Genomic DNA, 18228 nt, shown 5'->3' with positions numbered 1-18228 from the left:
CAATCCGGGGAGCGCGCGCAGAGTTCTGCATCACAGCCCTCCCGTCGGCCGCAGCACCATGTTCCCGCTTTCCAGGTCCAGCTCCGAACGCAGGATGAACTCGATCGGGTACGGCACCGACCACAGCGTGCCGCGGATCTCCAGCGCGAGCAGGTTGTGGTGCTCCAGGTCGGTCGCGTCGGTCACGCAGCGCACGTCGATGCTGTCCTTCATGATGCGCGGCTCGAAGTCGATGATGGCTGCGCGGATGGCCGCTTCGACGTCGGCGAAGTCGACCTCCGACATGCGCCCGCCGGCCCAGCCGCGCACGCCGTAGTTCACCACCGAGCCGCGGGCGCGCGGCATGCCGTTGATGCGGTGGTCGGCGCCGAAGTTGGTGGTGTTGAGCAGCCACTGCAGATCGCGCAGCACCGAGTCGCGCAGCAGCTTGCCGCTCATGAGGAAGGCGCCCGCGCGCTCCTGCCCGTTCTGCGGCGCCTTGTCGGTGAGGCGGTCGAGCAGCACCGGTTGCAGGCGGTCGCGCGCGACGCTCTCTTGTGCGTCGCCGTCGATGTCGGTGGCAAGGGCGGGGCTCATGGGACCGCCCCTTCCGTAGCGGCGGCTTCGAACTCGATGCGCCGCAGGTCGAGCAGCGAGTGGTCGCCGGCCTCGCTGATCAGCGTGCGCTGGCCGATGCCCGCGAACTGGTCGTCGCCCGCGAGCGGTTGCCAGTCGGTGCGGCGGCCCAGCGCGGTTTCGTCGTCGAGGCTGTCGAGCGCGCCCGGGTAGCGCACGGGCACGAGCGCGCTGAGGCCGCGGCCGTCGTGCAGCTCGATCTCGGCCGGCGCCCACAGCAGGTCGACCAGATGTTGCGGGCGCGAGAACTTGATGCGGCGCACCGCCGGCAGCGGCAGCCACGCATAGCCCGAGGGCGTGAACAGTTCGAGCACGGCGCCGATGCGCGCGTCGCCGTCGCACAGCCAGGCGAAGTCGCTGTGCGCCGCGGGCTCGCCGTCGAGCGCCTGCACGCCGCGTGCATCGGAGCGGTCGATGGTGGTCAGCGTGCCCTGCAGCGCGGGTGCTGCGTCGCGCGCGGCCTCGCGCAGTGCGGCGGCCTCGTCGGCGCGCTCGGCGGGCAAGGCGGCCGCGCTCAGCAGTTGTTCGACCCAGTCGGCATTGCCCGAGACGATGGCCGGCGTGCGTCCGCCGCCGGCCCAGAAGTCGCTGCGCGCTTGCTCACCCCTGAGCGCCATCGCGCAGGTGACGCTGGCCGGCGTGAACGTGGGGTCGAGCTTGGTCGCGAGCTTGAGCTGGTCTTCGGCCCGCTGCCATTCGCCGCGCAGCGCGAGGAAGTGGCACAGGGCAAGGCGCAGGCCGGCGTTCTGGGGACTGGCGCGGATCTGCCGCTGTACCCATTCGGTGTGCTCGGCCACGGAGCGCTCGCCCAGCACTGCAAACCCATCGCCCATGAAACTTCCCCGTTGACTGGCTGAAAGGTGAAAGGCGGCGCGCCGCGAAGGGCCGCCGCAAGAGACAGACAAACGGCTGTGGACCGCCGGCGAGGGCTGCATGGCCATCAGGCCACGGCCCCGCCGCGCAAGAAGGAAATCAGGCTTCCTTGTTTTCCTTGATGTTCCAGCCCAGCACCGTCTCGGCGCCCTTGCCGCCCTTGTCGGTCTGTTCCCAGTACTGCTGCTTCACCTTCGCGGCCTGGAAGGCGTACTGCACGAAGACGGCGTCCGACCCCTGCTCGGCCGTGTACTGCACCGAGGTGACGAGCACCTCTTCGAGCGTAACGCGGGTGTATTCGATCTGCGAGCCGCCGGCCTTGCACACGGCCACTTCGACCTTGCTCAGGTGCTTGCCGCTCGCGCAGTTCTTCAGCACGGAAGGCGCGGCCTTGTCGATGCGCGCGAGCACCTGCAGGTCGTTGAAGCTGGCCTTGCCCACACCGCCGCCGCCGCCGCTGACCATGTTGCCAGGCTGCGTCGCTCCCCATGCAAACGACTTGATGTCGGTCCAGTCCTTGTGGTTGGAGTCCTTGGACTCACCGTTTGCACCCTCGACGCGCATGAACATGTCTACTGCCATGATTGACCCCCAAAAGTTATCGATGAATTGCCCGGTAGCGGGACAGTGGAATTAGCTGCTGTCCTTCTTGTTGGACGGCAACTTCGAAACCAGCCGCAACGACACCGTGAGCCCTTCGAGCTGGTAGTGCGGCCGGAGAAAAAACTTGGCGGCGTAGTAGCCGGGGTTGTCCTCGATGGCTTCCACCTGGACTTCGGCCGCCGCCAGCGGCTTCATCGCCTTCGTGTCCTGCGAAGAGGTGCCGGGGCTGCCGTCGACGTAGTTCATGATCCAGTCGTTGAGCCAGCGCTCCATGTCCTCGCGCTCGCGGAACGAGCCGATCTTGTCGCGCACGATGCACTTCAGGTAGTGCGCGAAACGGCAGCACGCGAACAGGTACGGCAGGCGCGCCGCCAGGTTGGCGTTGGCCGTGGCATCGGCGTCGTAGTACTCGGCCGGCTGCTGCAACGACTGCGCGCCGATGAAGGCCGCGAAGTCGGAGTTCTTGCGGTGCACCAGCGGCATGAAGCCGTTCTTGGCCAGCTCGGCCTCGCGCCGGTCGCTGATGGCGATCTCGGTCGGGCACTTCATGTCCACGCCGCCGTCGTCGGTCGGGAAGGTGTGCGTGGGCAGGTTCTCCACGGCACCGCCCGACTCCACGCCGCGGATCGACGTGCACCAGCCGTACTGCTTGAACGAGCGGTTGATGTTCACGCCCATCGCATAGGCCGAGTTGGCCCAGGTGTAGCGCGTGTGCTGCGCCGAATCGGTTTCTTCCTCGAACTCGAACTCGTCGACCGGATTCGTGCGCGCGCCATACGGCAGGCGCGCCAGGAAGCGCGGCATGGCCAGGCCGATGTAGCGCGCGTCTTCCGAATCGCGCAACGAGCGCCACGCGGTGTGCTCGGTGTTCTGGAAGATCTTGGTCAGGTCGCGCGGGTTCGACAGCTCCTGCCACGAGTCCATCTGCATCACGGTGGGCGAGGCGCCGGCGATGAAGGGGCAGTGCGCGGCGGCGGCGATCTTGGCCATCTCGCCGAGCATCTCGACGTCGGGCGGGCTGTGGTCGAAGTGGAAGTCGCCAATCAGCGCGCCGAAAGGCTCGCCGCCGAACTGGCCGTACTCGGCCTCGTAGATCTTCTTGAACATCGGGCTCTGGTCCCAGCCGATGCCCTTGTGGCGCTTGAGCGAACGCGCCACTTCGCGCTTCGATGCGCACATGACGCGGATCTTCAGCTGCTCGTCGGTCTCGGTGTTGTTCACGAGGTAGTGCAGGCCGCGCCATGCGCCTTCGAGCTGCTGAAAATCTTCGTGGTGCAGGATCTGGTTGATCTGCTCCGACAGCTTGCGGTCGATCTCCGTGATGATGGCCTGCACGCTGCGGTAGGCGTCGTTCGAGATGGTGACGGTGTTCTCGAGCGCCTGCACGGCCAGCGTCTTGACGGCGTTCTCCACCGCCTCGCGCGCCTGCTCGGTCTTGGGCTTGAACTCGCGCTGAAGAAGGTCGGAGAACTCGTTGGGCTCGAGGGCTTCGACGGTCGCGGTCTTCGCGCGTGCGCTCTGCTGGGATGCGGTGCTCATGGTGCGGTCCTGTCGTCGGCTTGCTTGGCTGCTGCTGCGGCATCGGCGGCCGCCTGCGCGACCGCGGGGTTGGGCGCGGACGCCAGCGACTTGAGCAGCGCCGGGTTCTGCAGCGCCTGGGCAATGAGTTGCTCGGCGCCGTTCTTGCCGTCCATGTACGAGAGCAGGTTCGACAGCTCGGTGCGCGCTTCGAGCAGCTGCTGCAGCGCATCGACCTGGCGCGCAATGCGCGCGGGCGAGAAGTCGTCCATGCTGTCGAAGGTGATGTCGACATTCATCTGGCCTTCGCCGGTGAGCGTGTTGGGCACCTGGAACGCGACGCGCGGCTTGATGGCCTTCATGCGGTCGTCGAAGTTGTCGATGTCCACCGCCATGAATTCGCGCTCCGCGAGGTCGGGCATCGGGTCGGTCTGCTTGCCGGCGAGGTCGGCGATGACGCCCATCACGAATGGCAGCTGGATCTTGCGTTCGCTGCCGTAGATCTCGACGTCGTACTCGATCTGCACGCGCGGCGCCCGGTTGCGCGCAATGAACTTCTGACCACTGTTTCTGACACGGTTGTCTGCCATAAGCTTCCTCTTGAAACTGAATGCATGGGTCGTACCGGTCGGCCGATGCCGGGGCGTTCGGACGCGCCGGCTGCAACGACCGCTAGGGCGATGCGGTGCCGCCGTTCAACGGGCGGCCGGCAAGGCTTTCTATCTTTTGCAATCCCTCGGGCACGAGCTCTTCGATGATCTGGAAGAAGTTGAGGTCCAGCAGCCGCTGGGCCCTGCGGATCAGCATGGGCGCCGGATGGCTCGGTTCCGTTCGCTCCAGGAACTCGCACGCTTTTTCCAACAGCACCTGCACATCTTCACGAGCCGATATTTCAATCTCTTGAATGCGCAGCGGACGCGCAGCCATTTGCGGGGCCGCTGCAACGTGCGCGGTGAACGAGCCACCCGGTGCGTGCACGTGCGCCGCACCGCTTGGTTGTTCTGCACTGCCCGCGGCCGACGCCTGCGGCACTTCGCTGTGCGGCTGCTCCGGCAGCAACTGGCCCACGGTGCGCAGCGACCGTTCGAGCCGCGAAAAATCGGGCGCCCAGCTCTGGCCCAGCGCGCGCTCGCAGGTCTCGCGGATGCGCTGCAGGAGTGCCAGAGCCTCACGCAGCGCCACCACGGGCGGTGCCGCCTTGTCGTGCGCGCGGCGCGCGGCCTCGCGCAGGCGGCCCACGCCGCCGGGGTAGTCCACCTGGTCGCTCTTGCTCGAATCGAGCAGCGCCTCGACCTGCCGCAGGCTCATCGCCGTGCCGCCGTCTTCGAGCAGCCGCGCATCGCGCACGCTGCGTCCGAGCCCTTCGGCTTCGGCCAGTGCGGCCAGCGCATTCATGCGCGGCAGCGGGTCTTCGTTCGTGCCATCGACGACGCGCGGATGCACGTCGTTCCAGAAAGTCTGCAGCACCGCATCGACGTGGCGCAGCCCGTCGACATAGCCGGGCAAGCCGCGGCTTTCGGTCCATGCGAGCGTGAGCGGCACCAGCACGCGCAGGTCGCGCGTGCGCAGGCACAGTTGCCGTGCGATGCGGTCTACGCGCGCCCAGTCGGGCGGCTCGGCGGGGATGATCGTGTCGCCGAACTGCTGCTCGCGCTTGCCCGTGGCCGCCTGTTGAAGCGCCATGAAATCGGCGTCGTATTCCAGATCTTCACCACAGGGAAGCGGGCCTTCGACGGGCGTCTGCAATAGATCGATCTCGTTCGGCAGCAACCACGTCTCCCTTGATTTATCCACTCGCGATGGTAGTTATCTTGAGGGTAAGAAGAGGCATGGTCAACCGCAACAGAATGCAAAGTACAGGCTCTGAATTCCAAAGGAGTACATCTGCTTTTAAAGTGCAGAAATACGGTTTACAGCAACTGGCGAGCGGCCAGGTTGCGCATCAGGGCACCGAGGCCGAAAGACCACCGAGGTGCCTGGTCTGCATGCACCACGCGGTTGTTCAGTGCGCCCAATTCAGGCGCGGCAATGCGCACGTGATCACCCACGACATGCGTGAATCCTTGCCCCGGTCCGTGACGGTCTTGTGTCGGCGCGAACATCGTGCCCAGAAACAACATGAAACCGTCCGGGTAGGCGTGGTGGCGGTTGAGTGTCTGCGCCACGAGGTCGAGCGGATCGCGGCTGATCTTCGACAGCGAGCTCGAGCCTTCGAGCGTGAAGCCTTCGGGGCCCGTCACGCTCAGCGCCACGGTGATGCGCCGCACGTCGGCAATACCGAAGTGCGCATCGAACAGACGGATGAACGGGCCGATGGCGCACGAGGCGTTGTTGTCCTTGGCCTTGCCCAGCAGCAGTGCGCTGCGGCCTTCGAAGTCGCGCAGGTTGACGTCGTTGCCGAGCGCGGCACCGAGCGTCTCGCCGCGGCTGTTCACAGCGAGCACGACCTCGGGCTCGGGGTTGTTCCAGGCCGAGTCCGCGTGAATGCCCACGTCGGCGCCCGTGCCCACGGCCGCGAGCACCGGGGCCTTGGTGAAGACCTCGGCGTCGGGGCCGATGCCCACCTCGAGGTACTGCGACCACATGCCCTGCGCGATGAGCACGTCCTTCACCTTCATGGCTTCGGGCGAGCCCGGCACGATGTCGGCGAGGTTGTCGCCGAGCACATCGCCGATGGCCGCGCGCGTGGCCTCGGCGCGCGAGGCATCGCCGCGCGCCTGCTCTTCGATCACGCGCTCGAGCAGGCTCGCCACGAAGGTCACGCCGCTGGCCTTCACGACCTGCAGGTCGCAGGGTGCGAGCAGCCAGGGCTGGCCGCTGTCGCGCGTGCTCTCGTCGCTGTTGGCGAGCACGGCCTCGAGCGCGGCGATGCGCGGCGCGGTGCCACTCTGCAGTGCCGCGCGCACGGCTTCGGACGGCGAGCCCTGGCCTTCGAGCAGGTCGCTCATGGTCGGTGCAAGCTTCGACAGGTCGTGCAGGCCATCGCCCTGCACGGCCACCAGCACCGGGCCCACGCCGGGTTGCCAGAGACGGCCGACAAGGGTGGCGCGCTCGGCGTCGCGGGGCAGGCTGGAAGCGGTCGAAAGGTTCAATGGCATGGCGGGATGTCTCCGTGAAATAGGGTCTGCGCGCCATCGTAGCCGCGGCCTCGGGACGGCGTCCGCCGCGGGTCAGTGGCCCGGCGTGGCCCGCACGCGTGCGACGTCGGCGGGCAGGTTCGGCCACGCGGCTTCCTGCGGTGCGAAGCGGGCGCGCATGTAGCCGGCGAGGTCGGCGATCTGGCGGTCGTCGAGCGCGTCGCGGAACGCGGGCATGAAGCCGATGTCGCGGTGCGCGGGCGCGCGCACGCCGTCGAGGATGGTGCGCAGCAGGTTGTCGGGCCGCGTGCTCGTGAGGCTGCTGTTGAGTGCGAGCGGCGTGTTCACGCCCAGCAGCGTGGGGCCGTCGCCATCGTGGTGGCACGACGCGCAGGCGCTGTCGAACATGCGCTGCGCGGGACCGAGCAACTGGCCCTGCGTGCGCGCGGCGTTGTCGACGGCCTGTTGCGCGAGCGCCTGCGGCTGCGCGACCGGCTCGGGGTTGAACGACCCGAGGTAGACGGCCATCGCGCGCACATCGTCGTCGGGCACCTGCGCGAGTTCGCGCACCACCTCGGCCATCGGGCCGCCTGCGATGCCGTGGCGCGGTGAGTGGCCGTTGCGCAGGTAGCGGTAGAGCGCGTCGGTGTCCCATGGCACGGCGGCCTTCGACAGCTGCGTGAGCGCGGGGGCTTCCCAGCCATCGACCATCGCGCCTGAGAGGTACGCACTGCCGCCCTGCTCCGCGCCGAGCGCGTTGCGCGGCGTGTGGCAGGCGCCGCAATGGCCCAGGCCGTTGACGAGGTAGGCACCGCGGTTCCACTCGGCACTCTGCGTGGGCACGGGCTGCAGCGGCGCGGGGTCGTGGAACAGCGCGTTCCATCCGGCCATCAACGGGCGCAGGTTGAACGGAGACTTGAGCTCGGACTTGGGCGTTTCGGCGCGCACCGCGGGCATCGCCATGAAGTACGCATAGAGCGCCTGCAGGTCGTCGTCGCTGGTCTTCGCGAAGGCGGTGTAGGGGAAGGCGGGGTACAGGTGGTGGCCGTCGCGCGAGACGCCTTCGCGCATCGCACGCTGGAAGGCGCTGAAGGACCAGCGGCCGAGACCCGTCTCTGCATCGGGCGTGAGGTTCGTCGTGTAGAGCGTGCCGAAGGGTGTGTCCATCGCACGGCCACCGGCGTTGGGTGCGCCGCCGGGTGCGGTGTGGCAGACGGCGCAGTCGCCGAGCGCGGCGAGCACGCGGCCGCGTTCGATGGTGGACTGGCTGTAGACCGGCGCGGTGAGCGACACGGGCGCGATGGCCGAGCGCCAGCCGAGAAGGCCGGCGACGACGCCGAGGCCGCCGATGAAGAGTGCGACGCCCGTGGCCCACACACTCTTGCGCTTCGGCCAGATGGTCCCCGCATTGCTCCTTCCCCCTCTGGGGGAAGGTTGGGATGGGGGCACAGCGGCTTCACCACTCCAACGCCGCTCGCCCCCACCCCCGCCCTCCCCCGGAAGGGGAGGGAGCAAACCCCGATTCAACTCGGCCAGCACCGTCTCCGGCGTGAAGGGCGGCGCACGAAACCGCACCCCCGTCGCATCAAAGATCGCATTCGCAATCGCCGCCGTCCCCGGCACCGACGACGACTCGCCCGCGCCCAGCGACGGCTCGCCGGGACGCGGCATGTGCATGACCTCGATCACTGGCACGTCGCGGAAATTGATGATCGGGTAGCTGCCCCACTCGCGGCTCGCGACCACGCCGGTCGGCAACACGCCGGGCAACTGCGCCCCGCCCGACGATGAGCCCTGCTGCGGCGCGAACTTCACCTCTTCCATCAGCGCGCGGCTCGTGGTCTGGATCACGTTGCCATGCACCTGGTGCTCGACGCCCGCCGGATTGACCAGCAAGCCCGCGTCGTGCCCCACCACCACGCGGCGCACATGCACCTCGCCCGTCTTGCGGTTGACTTCGACATCGGCCACCCACGCAGCCCACGCCGCACCGAAGCCCGGCCACTTGCTGTGGATGTAGCGCGCGTACGCGAAGCCCTGGCCGAAGAGGATGTCGCCGCCTTCGCCGAGCCCGCCGTCGGCGTTCTCTTGCGGCCCGGTGCGCATGCGCCAGCCGGCCTTCTGCGCGGTGGCCTGCACGAGTTCGATGGCGCGCGGATCGTCCAGGTGCCGCAGGCGGAACTGCACCGGATCGACGCCGGCCGCCGTCGCCAGCTCGTCGATGTACGACTCGTGCGCGAACGAACTCGGCAGCGCCGACACGCCGCGCAGCCACGAGGCGCGCACGATCGGCGCCATGTCGTTGACCTTCACGCGCAGGTTGTCGTAGCTGTACGGCGGGCGCGCGGTGCGGTCGCCCATCTCGTAGGCCTGCGCCACGGGCTCGACCGTGCGCGTGAGCAGCAACGCCAGCGTGGGCGCGCCGTTCGACGGATACGAGGTTTCGAAGTCGTAGGCGGCGACGCGGCCATCGGCCATGAGCCCGCCGTCGATCTCCATGAGCTGCGCGGCGCCCTTGGGCTCCCACGCATGCTCCTGCTCGCGCGAGAGCTGCACGCGCACCGGCGCACCCACGGCACGCGCGAGCAGCGCGGCATCGGCCGCCACGTCGTCGGCGCCGTTGCGGCCGTAGCAGCCCGCGGCCTCCATGCGCACCACGTCGACCCGCACGTCCTCCACGCCCATGAGCTTGGCGAGGTCGGCGCGCAGCACGTGCGGGTTCTGCGAGCCGGCCCAGCAGCGCAGCTGCATGCCGCTGCCATCGGCCGGCTGCCAGTCGGCCAGCGCGCACGACGGGCCGATGGACGCGTGCATCTGGTACGGCCACACATACGTGCGCTGCATCGGCTGCGCAGCGGCGGCCATCGCGCCATCGACATCGCCTTCGTCGACCAGCAAGCGCTGCGTCGAGGGGTTGTCGCGCAGCGCCTGCGCCACGTCGCGCAGATCGGGCATGCCGGGCCAGGGCTTCCAGGTCACGCGCAGTTCGCGCATCGCCTGCTCGGCGTGCTCCTCGCGCTCGGCGACGATGCCGACGAAGTCGCGCACCACGACCACGGCGCGGATGCCGGGGATGTGCGCGATGGACGATTCGTCGACCGATTCGAGCGTGTTGCCGATGAAGTCGCCATGGTCGGCGCCCGCGTACGGCGGGCGCACCACGCGGCCGTGCAGCATGCCGGGCACGCGCATGTCGTGCACGAACACGAGGTCGCCCGCGAGCTTGGCCGGGATGTCGACGCGCGCCTGGCGCGTGCCGACGAGGCGGTAGTCGGCCGGGTTCTTGGGTGTCGCGTCGAGGTCGAGGCGCAGCACCGTGCGCTGGTGCGCCACGAGGTCTGCGTAGTTGACGTGGCGGTCCGGTGCCTCGGTCACGCGCACCACGCCGTTGCGCACCTGCAGCGCATCGACGGCCACGCCCAGCCGCTCGGCCGCACGCGCCAGCAGCCAGGCGCGCGCCTGCGCGGCGGCCAGCCGCAGCGGCTGCGCGTGGATCTGGATCGACGCGCTCGCGATCGTCGCGCCCTGGTTGGGCGCGCGCGCGGTGTCGCCGAGCATCATGCGCACGCAGGGCATGCCGAGGTCGAGCTCTTCGGCCACGATCTGCGCCAGCGCGGTCTGGATGCCGGTGCCGAGATCGACGTGGCCGTTGAGCGCGGAGACGCTGCCGTCGTCCCACAGCGCGAGCAGCACCTCGTCGCCTTCGGTGGGGTTGCTGGCGATGAAGGCGGGTTGGCCTTTGGCGGGCGGGGGTGGGGGCGGTGCGTCGCGCACCACGAGCAGCACGCCGTCGGCGGCGAGGAATTCCGCGCGGGTTTGCGGCAGGTCGGCGCGGCGCGTCATCGGTTTTGCCCCCTCTCCCCGTATTGCTCCCTCTCCCTCTGGGAGAGGGTTGGGGTGAGGGCCAGCGGCGATGGCAGAGGCTGTGCGCTTGCGAAGGCCGATGCCCTCTCCCGCAAGCGGGAGAGGGGACAACGCGGGCCGCTCATGGCTTGACCTCAGCACGCATGCGCACCGCCGCGCGCTGCACCGCATCAAGAATCTCGATGTGCGTCCCGCAGCGGCACAGGTTGCCCGACAGCTCGCTGCGGATGCGCGCCTCGCTCGCGCCAGGATCACGCGCGAGCAGCGCAGCCGCCTGCATCACCATGCCGTTGAGGCAGTAGCCGCACTGCGCGGCCTGCGCGTCTTCAAACGCGGCCTGCACCGGATGCCAGCGCCCGCGCATGCCCAGGCCTTCGAGCGTCGTGATGCTGCGTCCCGCCACGCCATGCGCGGGAATCACGCAGGACCGCGCCGCCACGCCGTCGACATGCACCGTGCACGCACCGCACTGCCCGAGCCCGCAGCCGTACTTCGGCCCGTTGAGCCCGAGGTCGTTGCGCAGCAGGTGCAGCAGCGAGGCTTCGCGCGGCACGCCGGCGAGCGCGTGCGCCTGGCCGTTGACCTGCAGGTGCAGCGGCTCCGCGCCGCAACCGGCCGTCACGGGCACCGGGCTCCAGGCCCGCGAAGGGTGTGGCCCGCGATCGAAAACTTCATGCGTTGTCTCGTCCGTCGTCGTGGTTGTGGTTGCTGCCGTCTGCCGCGGCCCGGTGGCATCAGGCCGCCTGGATGTCGCCCGACTGGATGCGCTTCACGCCCTTGGCCGTCATCTGCTTCCAGGCGGCGGCCAGCGAGCCGTTGAGGTCGATGCCGCGCGTGGCGTCTTCGATCACGTAGGCCTCGAAGCCGGCCTTGCGCGCGTCCATCGCGGTCCAGGCCACGCAGAAGTCGGTGGCGAGACCCGTGACGAACACGGTCTTGATGCCGCGCGCCTTGAGGTAGCCGGCCAGGCCGGTGGCCGTCTTGTGATCGGCCTCCTCGAAGGCGGAGTAGCTGTCCATGTCCTTGTGGAAGCCCTTGCGGATGACGAGCTGCGCGGTCGGCACCTTGAGTTCCTTGCCGAGCGCGGCGTCGTCGGTGCCCTGCACGCAGTGGTCGGGCCACAGCACCTGGGTGCCGTAGTTGAGCTTGGTCGTCTCGAAAGGCTTCTTGCCCGAGTGGGTGCTGGCGAAGGAAGCATGACCGGCCGTGTGCCAGTCCTGCGTGACGACGATGTTCTGGAACGCGGGTGCCAGCGCATTGATGACCGGGATCACTTCGTTGCCGCCCTTCACCGCGAGCGTGCCGCCGTCGAGAAAGCAGTTCTGCACATCGACCACGATCAGCGCGGCCTTGCCGCCGGGCTTGATCTTGCCGGCCGCGAAAGCGGACGAGAGACCGAAACTGCCGAGGCTGCCGACGAGCCCAAGGGCAGCGGCGGACTTCAAGACGGTTCTGCGATGCATGGCGTGGACTCCGGTGGGTTGAGGAAACGAAATGATCAGACGCTGAGGTAGGCCCTGCGCACTTCTTCGTTGGCCGCCAACTCGGCCATCGTCGCGTGGTAGCGGATCTGCCCCTTCTCGAGCACGTAGGCGCGATCGGAAACCAGCTCGGCGAAGTGCATGTTCTGCTCCGACAGCAGGATGCTCACGCCCTGTGCCTTGAGCTCGAGAATCATGTTCGCCATCTGCTCGACGATGACGGGGGCCACGCCCTCGGAAGGTTCGTCGAGCAGCACGAGATACGGGTTGCCCATCAACGTGCGCGCCACGGTGAGCATCTGCTGCTCGCCGCCGCTCATGCGACCGCCGGGGCGGTTCGGCATTTCACCGAGGTTGGGGAACAGCTGGAACAGGCGCTCGGGCGTCCACAGCGGCGCCGCGGTGCCATCGGCCCACTGGCGCGCGGGCTGCTTGCCGACCTCGAGGTTCTCCATCACCGTGAGGTCGGTGAACACGCGCCGGTCTTCGGGCACGAAGCCCAGGCCCAGGCGCGCCGCGTGGTGCGGCTCGCTCTTCGAGATGTCGTGCCCGAGAAAGCGCACCGCGCCGCGCCGCTTGCTCAGCATGCCGATGAGCGTCTTGAGCGTGGTCGACTTGCCCGCGCCGTTGCGGCCCATGAGCGCGACGACTTCGCCGCGCCGCACTTCGAGGTCGACGTCGTAAAGGATCTGCGCGGCGCCATACCAGGCGCACAAGGCCTTGGCTTCCAACAACGGTTCATGCGTGCTCATGCGGCAACTCCCAATGCAGCGGCCTTTTCGGCGATCTTCTCGAAGGTCTTGCCGCTGCCGAAGTACACCTCCTGCACCTTCGGGTGGTCGCGGATCTCGAGCGGCTTGCCCTGCGCGATGAGGCGCCCGCGCGCCAGCACGATCATGCGGTCGGCGTACGCGAACACCACGTCCATGCTGTGCTCGGTGAACAGCACGGCCATGCCGCGTTGAATGACGAGGTCCTTGGTGAGCGCCATGAGCGAGTTGCGCTCCTGGGGCGCCATGCCGGCGGTGGGCTCGTCCATGAGCAGCAGCTTGGGCGAGTTGGCCATGGCGATGGCGAGTTCGACGCGCTTCACGTCGCCGTAGGCCAGCACGCTGCAGGGCCGGTCGGCCTGCGCCTTCATTCCGACCTGGTCGAGCAGCGCCAGTGCGTCGTCGCGCTTGTGGTCCGCTGCGCGGCGCCACATCGAGAACAGCTTGTGGTCGTGCGAGAGCAAGGCCATCTGCACGTTCTCGACGACGGTGAGCGAAGCGAAGGTTTCGGCGATCTGGAAGGTGCGGCCCACGCCCTTGCGCCAGATCTCGCGCGGCTTGCGGCCCACGAGTTCGTGGCCGTCGAGCGTGATCGAGCCCTGGTCGGCCTTGAGTTGGCCGTTGACCATGTTGAAGGTGGTCGACTTGCCGGCGCCGTTGGGGCCGATGAGCGCGAGCAGTTCGCCCGCAGGCAACTCGAAGCTGATGCCGTCCACGGCCTTCACGCCGCCGAAAGACTTGCCGAGGTTTTCTACTTTGAGGAGGCTCATGCCTTCACCTCCTTGAGCTTCGCATCTGCGTCTGTTTCATGCTTCGGTGTGCGCCAGCGATCGACGAGTTGCTTGATCGACCCGGCGATGCCTTGCGGGAACAGCAGCACCAGGATCAGGATGATGGCGCCGAGCATCGCGCGCCAGTAGTCGGTGTTGCGTGCCACGGTGTCGTGCAGCCAGGTGAAGGTGACGGCGCCGACCACCGGCCCCGCCAGCGTCTGGATGCCGCCCAGCAGCACCATCACGAGGCCGTCGACCGACTTGCCGACCGACAGGCTCTCGGGCGAGATGCTGCCCTTCGAGAACGCATAGAGCGCGCCGGCCAGGCCCGCCACGGTGCCGGCGATGACGAAGGCCGCCCACTGCATGCGCTTGACGTCGATGCCGATGGCGTCGGCGCGCAGCACCGAGTCGCGGCCCGCGCGCAGCGCATAGCCGAAGGGCGAGAACAGCACGCGGCGCAGCCACCACACGCCCGCGCCCACGAGCACCAGCGTGAGCCAGTAGTACACCTGCTTGTTCGACAGCCACTCCGACGGCCACACGCCGGTGAGGCCGTTGCTGCCGCCCGTGAAGCTGTCCCACTGGTAGGTGATGGCCCAGGTGATCTGCGCAAAGGCCAGCGTGAGCATCGCGAGGTACACGCCCGACAGCCGCACCGCGAACCAGCCGTAGACAAAGGCACCGAGCGCGGCCACCAGCGGCGCGACCACGAGCGCCAGTTCCATCGGCAGGTGCAGCGCGCGCACCAGCAGCGCCGCGCCGTAGGCCCCGAGGCCGAAGTACGCGGCGTGGCCGAAGGAGTGCATGCCGGCCGGCCCCATGATGAAGTGCAAGCTGGTGGCGAACAGCGCGGCGATCAGCAGGTCGATCATCAGCACCGTGGTGTAGGGCGAACCGGCCGTCAGCAGCGGCAGCGCGGCAAGCACCACGGCAAGCCCGGCGGCGGCCACGATGTAGGCGGTGCTGGGCCGGCGCAGCGGTTCTTCCTGCATGCCGACATAGCGGCTCGGCGCCTGCGGGCGGCCGAACAGGCCCCACGGGCGCCACACCAGCACGATGGCCATCACGAGAAAGTCGACCATCAGCGTGAGCTTGGAGAACGACACGTCGATGCCGAAGATCTGCACCACGCCCAGCCAGATGCACACGGCCTTGATCTCGGCGATGAGCAGTGCGGCCACGTAGGCGCCGGGCAGCGAGCCCATGCCGCCGACCACCACGACGACGAAGGCGGCGCCGATGGTGTTCAGGTCCATCTCCAGCGTGGCGGGTTCGCGCGGCAGTTGCAGCGCGCCGCCCAGGCCCGCGAGCAATGCGCCGAGCGCGAACACGGCGGTGAACAGCCAGGCCTGGTTGACGCCGAGTGCGCTGACCATTTCGCGGTCTTGCGTGGCGGCGCGCACCAGCGTGCCGAAGCGCGTGCGCGTGAGCAGCAGCCAGACGAGGCCGAGCACGAGCGGGCCGACGACGATCAGGAACAGGTCGTAGGACGGAAACTGGCGGCCGAGGATTTCGACCGAGCCCTTGAGGCCCGGCGCGCGCGGGCCGAGCAGTTCGTCAGGGCCCCAGAGCCACAGCACCGCGTCCTTGATGACGAGCACGAGCGCGAAGGTGGCCAGCAGCTGGAACAGCTCGGGCGCCTTGTAGATGCGGCGCAGGAGCAGCACCTCGATGAGCGCACCGAGCACGCCCACCGCGAGCGCGGCGATCAGCAGCGCAGGCCAGAAGCCCACGCTCGGGCCGAGCTTCTCGACGAGCGTGTACGCGGTGTAGATGCCCACCATGAAGAACGACCCATGGGCGAAATTGACGATGCGCGTCACGCCGAAGATCAACGACAAGCCGGCCGCCACCAAGAACAGCGAAGACGCGCCGGCCAACCCGTTGAGCAACTGAACAACGAAGCCTGAAAAGCTCATGAAAGACCCTGAGGAAACTGGAGACACCGCGCCCCGCCGTCATCGACCGACGGCAGGCGCGTTGCGGGAACCGCGCGCAATCAGTCGGCGGGGCGCATCTTCTTCACTTCGTCGTCGGTAGGCTGGAACTTGGCACCGTCGAGGTACACGTAGTCGACCATCACGCCCTTGCCGCCGTCGTTCTTGGTCTTGCCGACGTACGCGCCCATGGTGGACTGGTTGTCCTGCGCGCGGTAGCTGATCTTGCCGAAGGGCGTGTCGACCTGCAGGCCCTTGAAGGCTGCGACGAGCTTCTCGGTGTCGGTGCTGCCGGCCTTCTTCACGCCCGCCGCGATCGAGTAGATGGCGCTGTAGCCCACCACCGAACCCAGGCGCGGGTAGTCCTTGAACTTGGCCTGGTAGGCGTCGTTGAAGGCCTTGTGCTCGGCGGTCTTGATGCCGTACCAGGGGTAGCCGGTGACGATCCAGCCGTTGGGCGCTTCGTCCTTCAGCGGGTCGAGGTACTCGGGCTCGCCGGTCAGCACGCTCACCACCTCACGGTCCTTGAACAGGCCGCGCGTGTTGCCTTCGCGCACGAACTTGGAGAGGTCGGCGCCGAACAGCACGTTGAAGATGGCGTCGGGCTTGGCGTCGGCCAGGGCCTGCGCCACGCTGCCCGCATCGACCTTGCCCAGCGGCGGTGCCTGCTCGGCGACGAACTCGACGTCGGGCTGCGCGGCCTTCAGCAAGGTCTTGAAGGTGGCGACCGACGACTGGCCGTATTCGTAGTTGGGGTACACGATGGCCCAGCGCTTCTTCTTGAGCTTGGCCGCCTCGGGCACCAGCATCGCGACCTGCATGTAGGTCGAGGGGCGCAGGCGGTAGGTGTACTTGTTGCCGTTGCTCCAGACGATCTTGTCGGTCAGCGGCTCGGCGGCGAGGTAGAAGAATTTCTTCTGCTTGGCGAAGTCGGTGAGCGCCAGGCCGGTGTTCGACAGGAACGCGCCGGCCAGCACGTCGACCTTCTCGCGCGAGATGAGCTCTTCGGCCACGCGCACGGCGTCGCCAGGATTCGCGTTGTCGTCGCGGCTGATGAGCTCGAGCTTCTTGCCGTTGACGCCGCCCTTGGCGTTGATCTCGTCGACCGCGAGTTCCATGCCCTTCTTGTAGGGCTCGAGGAAGGCGGGCTGCGCCTTGTAGCTGTTGATTTCACCGATCTTGATCACGCCCTGCGCATGCGCGGGGACCAGGGCCGAAGCCAGCGTGACGACGGAAGCGGCGCAGAAGACATGGCGCAATGGATTCATCGGGAAGCTCCTAGAAGTTCGAACAGAAAACACGATGCGGTAACGACGATGCAATGACGGGTCAACGAAGACCGTCTTCGCCTTTTATTTCGCTGGCCTGCAGGCCGCCGACGCGCGGCAGCGGTCGGCCGCTGTCTGTGACGGCCACGGCAACGACGATCTCGTTGGCGCGCGGCGCGTCGGCCACGCGGGCCTCGATGGCGTCGAAGTGGCTGCGCACGAAGGCGGCGTCTTTGTGGCCCAGCGGCACGTCGATGGCGGTGCCCAGCGTGCCCTGCTTCTTGGCCGAGGGCACGAGCGCGGCGCCCTTCTCGACCGCCACGCGCAGCGGCGCGCCCAGCTTGGGATGCAGGATGGCGGCGGCATGTTCCAGCTCGCCGCGCTCGCCGACGATGGCGGCCTTGCCGTAGCTCTGCACCTGGCCGGGCTCGATGCCCAGCGCCTTCACGGCCTTCTGCCCGAGCAGCGCACCGAGCTCTTCGCCGATGGCGATGAGTTCGTCGAGGCTCTCGCTGTAGCGGCCGGCATAGGGGTTCTCGATGACGGCGATGGCGACGGCGCGGCGCGTGGGCGGCGTCACGTCTTGCCCCATTTCCTTGCGGGTTTCGTCCACTTGAATGACGAGCTTGCGGATGTTGGCGGTAGTCATTGGCTCACCCCCAGGCTGCGCGCACTTCGTGTCGCTTCGCCAACCCCCTCACCGGGGGCAACACCTGCGGCCCGGCAAAGCCGGTTCCGCGGTGTTCTCGAATTGATGACGCCTGAGTTTGGTTGCGAAGTTTTGATCATGGTCATAGTCCTTGTTAGCGCAGGCCGTCCCACTTGCTGATGTCCTTCGCGAGCAGGCCGCCGACGCGCGCATGCACGCGGTAGCCGGTGCTCATCGCGAGGATGAAGACGATCTCATCGGCCAGGGGCGCACCGGGCACGCGCACCTCGATGGCGTCGAACTGGCCGCGCACGTAGCTGGCGTTGATGTTGGTGAGCGGCACGTCGAGCGTGGCGCCGGGCGGGCCGACCTTCTTGGTCGAGGGCACGATCGACAGTGCGTTGCCGGGCTGGCCGGTTTTCTCTTCGGCCTTGCCTGCGGTGTAGGCGGCGCGGCTGCCCTTCCAGCCGAGCAGTTCGCGCATCGCGTAGCCGCCGGGCACATGCCACAGCGCGCCGTGCTCGAGCTCGCCATCGGCACCGACGATGGCGCCCTTGCCGTAGGTGGCGATCTGCTCGAGCGGCACGTCCATGGCGGCGTGCAGCTGGTGCGCCATGTCGACGCCCACGGGGTCGAGCAGCGCCATCATCGGCAGGATGTCGGGCTCGTAGCGGCCCGCGAAAGGATTGGTCAGCACCGCGCCGATGGCACCGCGCACCAGCGGGGTGTCGGCACGTGGGCCGAACTCGTGGTGGATGTGCTCGACATGGGTGAAGACGCGACGGATTTCGATCATG

16 protein-coding genes are annotated in these 18228 nt (G+C 68.1%); all 16 read right to left on the bottom strand.

Features of this window, described 5'->3' with window-relative positions; genetic code table 11:
- Positions 1–30: 30 nt before the first annotated feature.
- Positions 31–576 carry a type VI secretion system baseplate subunit TssE gene (gene tssE / locus RZE79_RS01255; protein ID WP_319358628.1) on the bottom strand — a complete coding sequence of 182 codons (546 nt, stop codon included), beginning with the start codon at positions 574–576 and terminating at the stop codon, positions 31–33.
- Positions 573–1448, bottom strand: coding sequence for a type VI secretion system accessory protein TagJ (locus tag RZE79_RS01250; protein WP_319358627.1), 876 nt, complete (start codon positions 1446–1448; stop codon positions 573–575). The genes tssE and RZE79_RS01250 overlap by 4 nt, the downstream gene beginning before the upstream one ends.
- Positions 1449–1587: 139 nt before the next feature.
- Positions 1588–2070: a type VI secretion system tube protein Hcp gene (locus tag RZE79_RS01245; protein WP_056583653.1), complete on the bottom strand. Its 483-nt coding sequence runs from the start codon at positions 2068–2070 to the stop codon at positions 1588–1590.
- A gap of 51 nt (positions 2071–2121) precedes the next feature.
- Positions 2122–3630: a type VI secretion system contractile sheath large subunit gene (gene tssC, locus RZE79_RS01240; protein WP_319358626.1), complete on the bottom strand. Its 1509-nt coding sequence runs from the start codon at positions 3628–3630 to the stop codon at positions 2122–2124.
- Positions 3627–4199 (bottom strand): type VI secretion system contractile sheath small subunit, encoded by a 573-nt coding sequence (tssB, locus tag RZE79_RS01235; protein ID WP_153281190.1) that lies wholly within the window; start codon positions 4197–4199, stop codon positions 3627–3629. The genes tssC and tssB overlap by 4 nt, the downstream gene beginning before the upstream one ends.
- A gap of 82 nt (positions 4200–4281) precedes the next feature.
- On the bottom strand, positions 4282–5379 hold the full coding sequence (gene tssA / locus RZE79_RS01230; RefSeq protein WP_373696525.1) for a type VI secretion system protein TssA: 1098 nt from the start codon (positions 5377–5379) through the stop codon (positions 4282–4284).
- 140 nt (positions 5380–5519) lie between these two features.
- Positions 5520–6707 carry a fumarylacetoacetate hydrolase family protein gene (locus RZE79_RS01225; protein ID WP_319358624.1) on the bottom strand — a complete coding sequence of 396 codons (1188 nt, stop codon included), beginning with the start codon at positions 6705–6707 and terminating at the stop codon, positions 5520–5522.
- Between the two features lie 72 nt (positions 6708–6779).
- Positions 6780–10529, bottom strand: a complete 3750-nt coding sequence (locus RZE79_RS01220) for a molybdopterin cofactor-binding domain-containing protein (protein ID WP_319358623.1) — start codon at positions 10527–10529, stop codon at positions 6780–6782.
- Positions 10530–10671: 142 nt separating this feature from the next.
- Positions 10672–11172 (bottom strand): (2Fe-2S)-binding protein, encoded by a 501-nt coding sequence (locus RZE79_RS01215; protein WP_319358622.1) that lies wholly within the window; start codon positions 11170–11172, stop codon positions 10672–10674.
- A 112-nt stretch (positions 11173–11284) separates the two neighbouring features.
- Positions 11285–12013 (bottom strand): bifunctional nicotinamidase/pyrazinamidase, encoded by a 729-nt coding sequence (gene pncA / locus RZE79_RS01210; RefSeq protein WP_319358621.1) that lies wholly within the window; start codon positions 12011–12013, stop codon positions 11285–11287.
- Between the two features lie 35 nt (positions 12014–12048).
- Positions 12049–12783, bottom strand: coding sequence for an ABC transporter ATP-binding protein (locus RZE79_RS01205; protein ID WP_070063547.1), 735 nt, complete (start codon positions 12781–12783; stop codon positions 12049–12051).
- Positions 12780–13571 carry an ABC transporter ATP-binding protein gene (locus RZE79_RS01200; protein WP_319358619.1) on the bottom strand — a complete coding sequence of 264 codons (792 nt, stop codon included), beginning with the start codon at positions 13569–13571 and terminating at the stop codon, positions 12780–12782. The genes RZE79_RS01205 and RZE79_RS01200 overlap by 4 nt, the downstream gene beginning before the upstream one ends.
- A complete protein-coding gene (locus RZE79_RS01195; RefSeq protein ID WP_319358618.1) occupies positions 13568–15496 on the bottom strand; it encodes an ABC transporter permease in 1929 nt (642 codons plus the stop codon). Before RZE79_RS01195 ends, RZE79_RS01200 begins: the two co-directional genes overlap by 4 nt.
- A gap of 80 nt (positions 15497–15576) precedes the next feature.
- Complete coding sequence (locus RZE79_RS01190; protein ID WP_153281197.1) at positions 15577–16782, bottom strand: ABC transporter substrate-binding protein; 1206 nt, start codon at positions 16780–16782, stop codon at positions 15577–15579.
- Between the two features lie 61 nt (positions 16783–16843).
- Entirely contained in the window at positions 16844–17431 is a 588-nt protein-coding gene (locus RZE79_RS01185) for an amino acid synthesis family protein (protein WP_319358617.1), read from the bottom strand.
- A gap of 154 nt (positions 17432–17585) precedes the next feature.
- The gene (locus RZE79_RS01180) at positions 17586–18227 is read right to left on the bottom strand and encodes an amino acid synthesis family protein (protein ID WP_319358616.1); all 642 of its coding nucleotides are present in this window, start codon (positions 18225–18227) and stop codon (positions 17586–17588) included.
- Position 18228: the final 1 nt, after the last annotated feature.

This window comes from Variovorax sp. EBFNA2 (assembly GCF_033802765.1).
Taxonomy (GTDB): Bacteria; Pseudomonadota; Gammaproteobacteria; order Burkholderiales; family Burkholderiaceae_C; genus Variovorax; species Variovorax paradoxus_H.
This window is presented reverse-complemented; position numbering and strand designations above follow the sequence as displayed.

Coding starts and splice junctions, on each gene's coding strand:
- RZE79_RS01200 (WP_319358619.1), bottom strand. CDS start 13,571: ATGAGCCTCCTCAAAGTAGAAAACCTCGGCAAGTCTTTCGGCGGCGTG.
- tssB (WP_153281190.1), bottom strand. CDS start 4,199: ATGGCAGACAACCGTGTCAGAAACAGTGGTCAGAAGTTCATTGCGCGC.
- RZE79_RS01250 (WP_319358627.1), bottom strand. CDS start 1,448: ATGGGCGATGGGTTTGCAGTGCTGGGCGAGCGCTCCGTGGCCGAGCAC.
- RZE79_RS01195 (WP_319358618.1), bottom strand. CDS start 15,496: ATGAGCTTTTCAGGCTTCGTTGTTCAGTTGCTCAACGGGTTGGCCGGC.
- pncA (WP_319358621.1), bottom strand. CDS start 12,013: ATGCATCGCAGAACCGTCTTGAAGTCCGCCGCTGCCCTTGGGCTCGTC.
- tssC (WP_319358626.1), bottom strand. CDS start 3,630: ATGAGCACCGCATCCCAGCAGAGCGCACGCGCGAAGACCGCGACCGTC.
- RZE79_RS01245 (WP_056583653.1), bottom strand. CDS start 2,070: ATGGCAGTAGACATGTTCATGCGCGTCGAGGGTGCAAACGGTGAGTCC.
- RZE79_RS01225 (WP_319358624.1), bottom strand. CDS start 6,707: ATGCCATTGAACCTTTCGACCGCTTCCAGCCTGCCCCGCGACGCCGAG.
- RZE79_RS01205 (WP_070063547.1), bottom strand. CDS start 12,783: ATGAGCACGCATGAACCGTTGTTGGAAGCCAAGGCCTTGTGCGCCTGG.
- RZE79_RS01190 (WP_153281197.1), bottom strand. CDS start 16,782: ATGAATCCATTGCGCCATGTCTTCTGCGCCGCTTCCGTCGTCACGCTG.
- tssE (WP_319358628.1), bottom strand. CDS start 576: ATGAGCCCCGCCCTTGCCACCGACATCGACGGCGACGCACAAGAGAGC.
- RZE79_RS01220 (WP_319358623.1), bottom strand. CDS start 10,529: ATGACGCGCCGCGCCGACCTGCCGCAAACCCGCGCGGAATTCCTCGCC.
- RZE79_RS01185 (WP_319358617.1), bottom strand. CDS start 17,431: ATGACTACCGCCAACATCCGCAAGCTCGTCATTCAAGTGGACGAAACC.
- RZE79_RS01180 (WP_319358616.1), bottom strand. CDS start 18,227: ATGATCGAAATCCGTCGCGTCTTCACCCATGTCGAGCACATCCACCAC.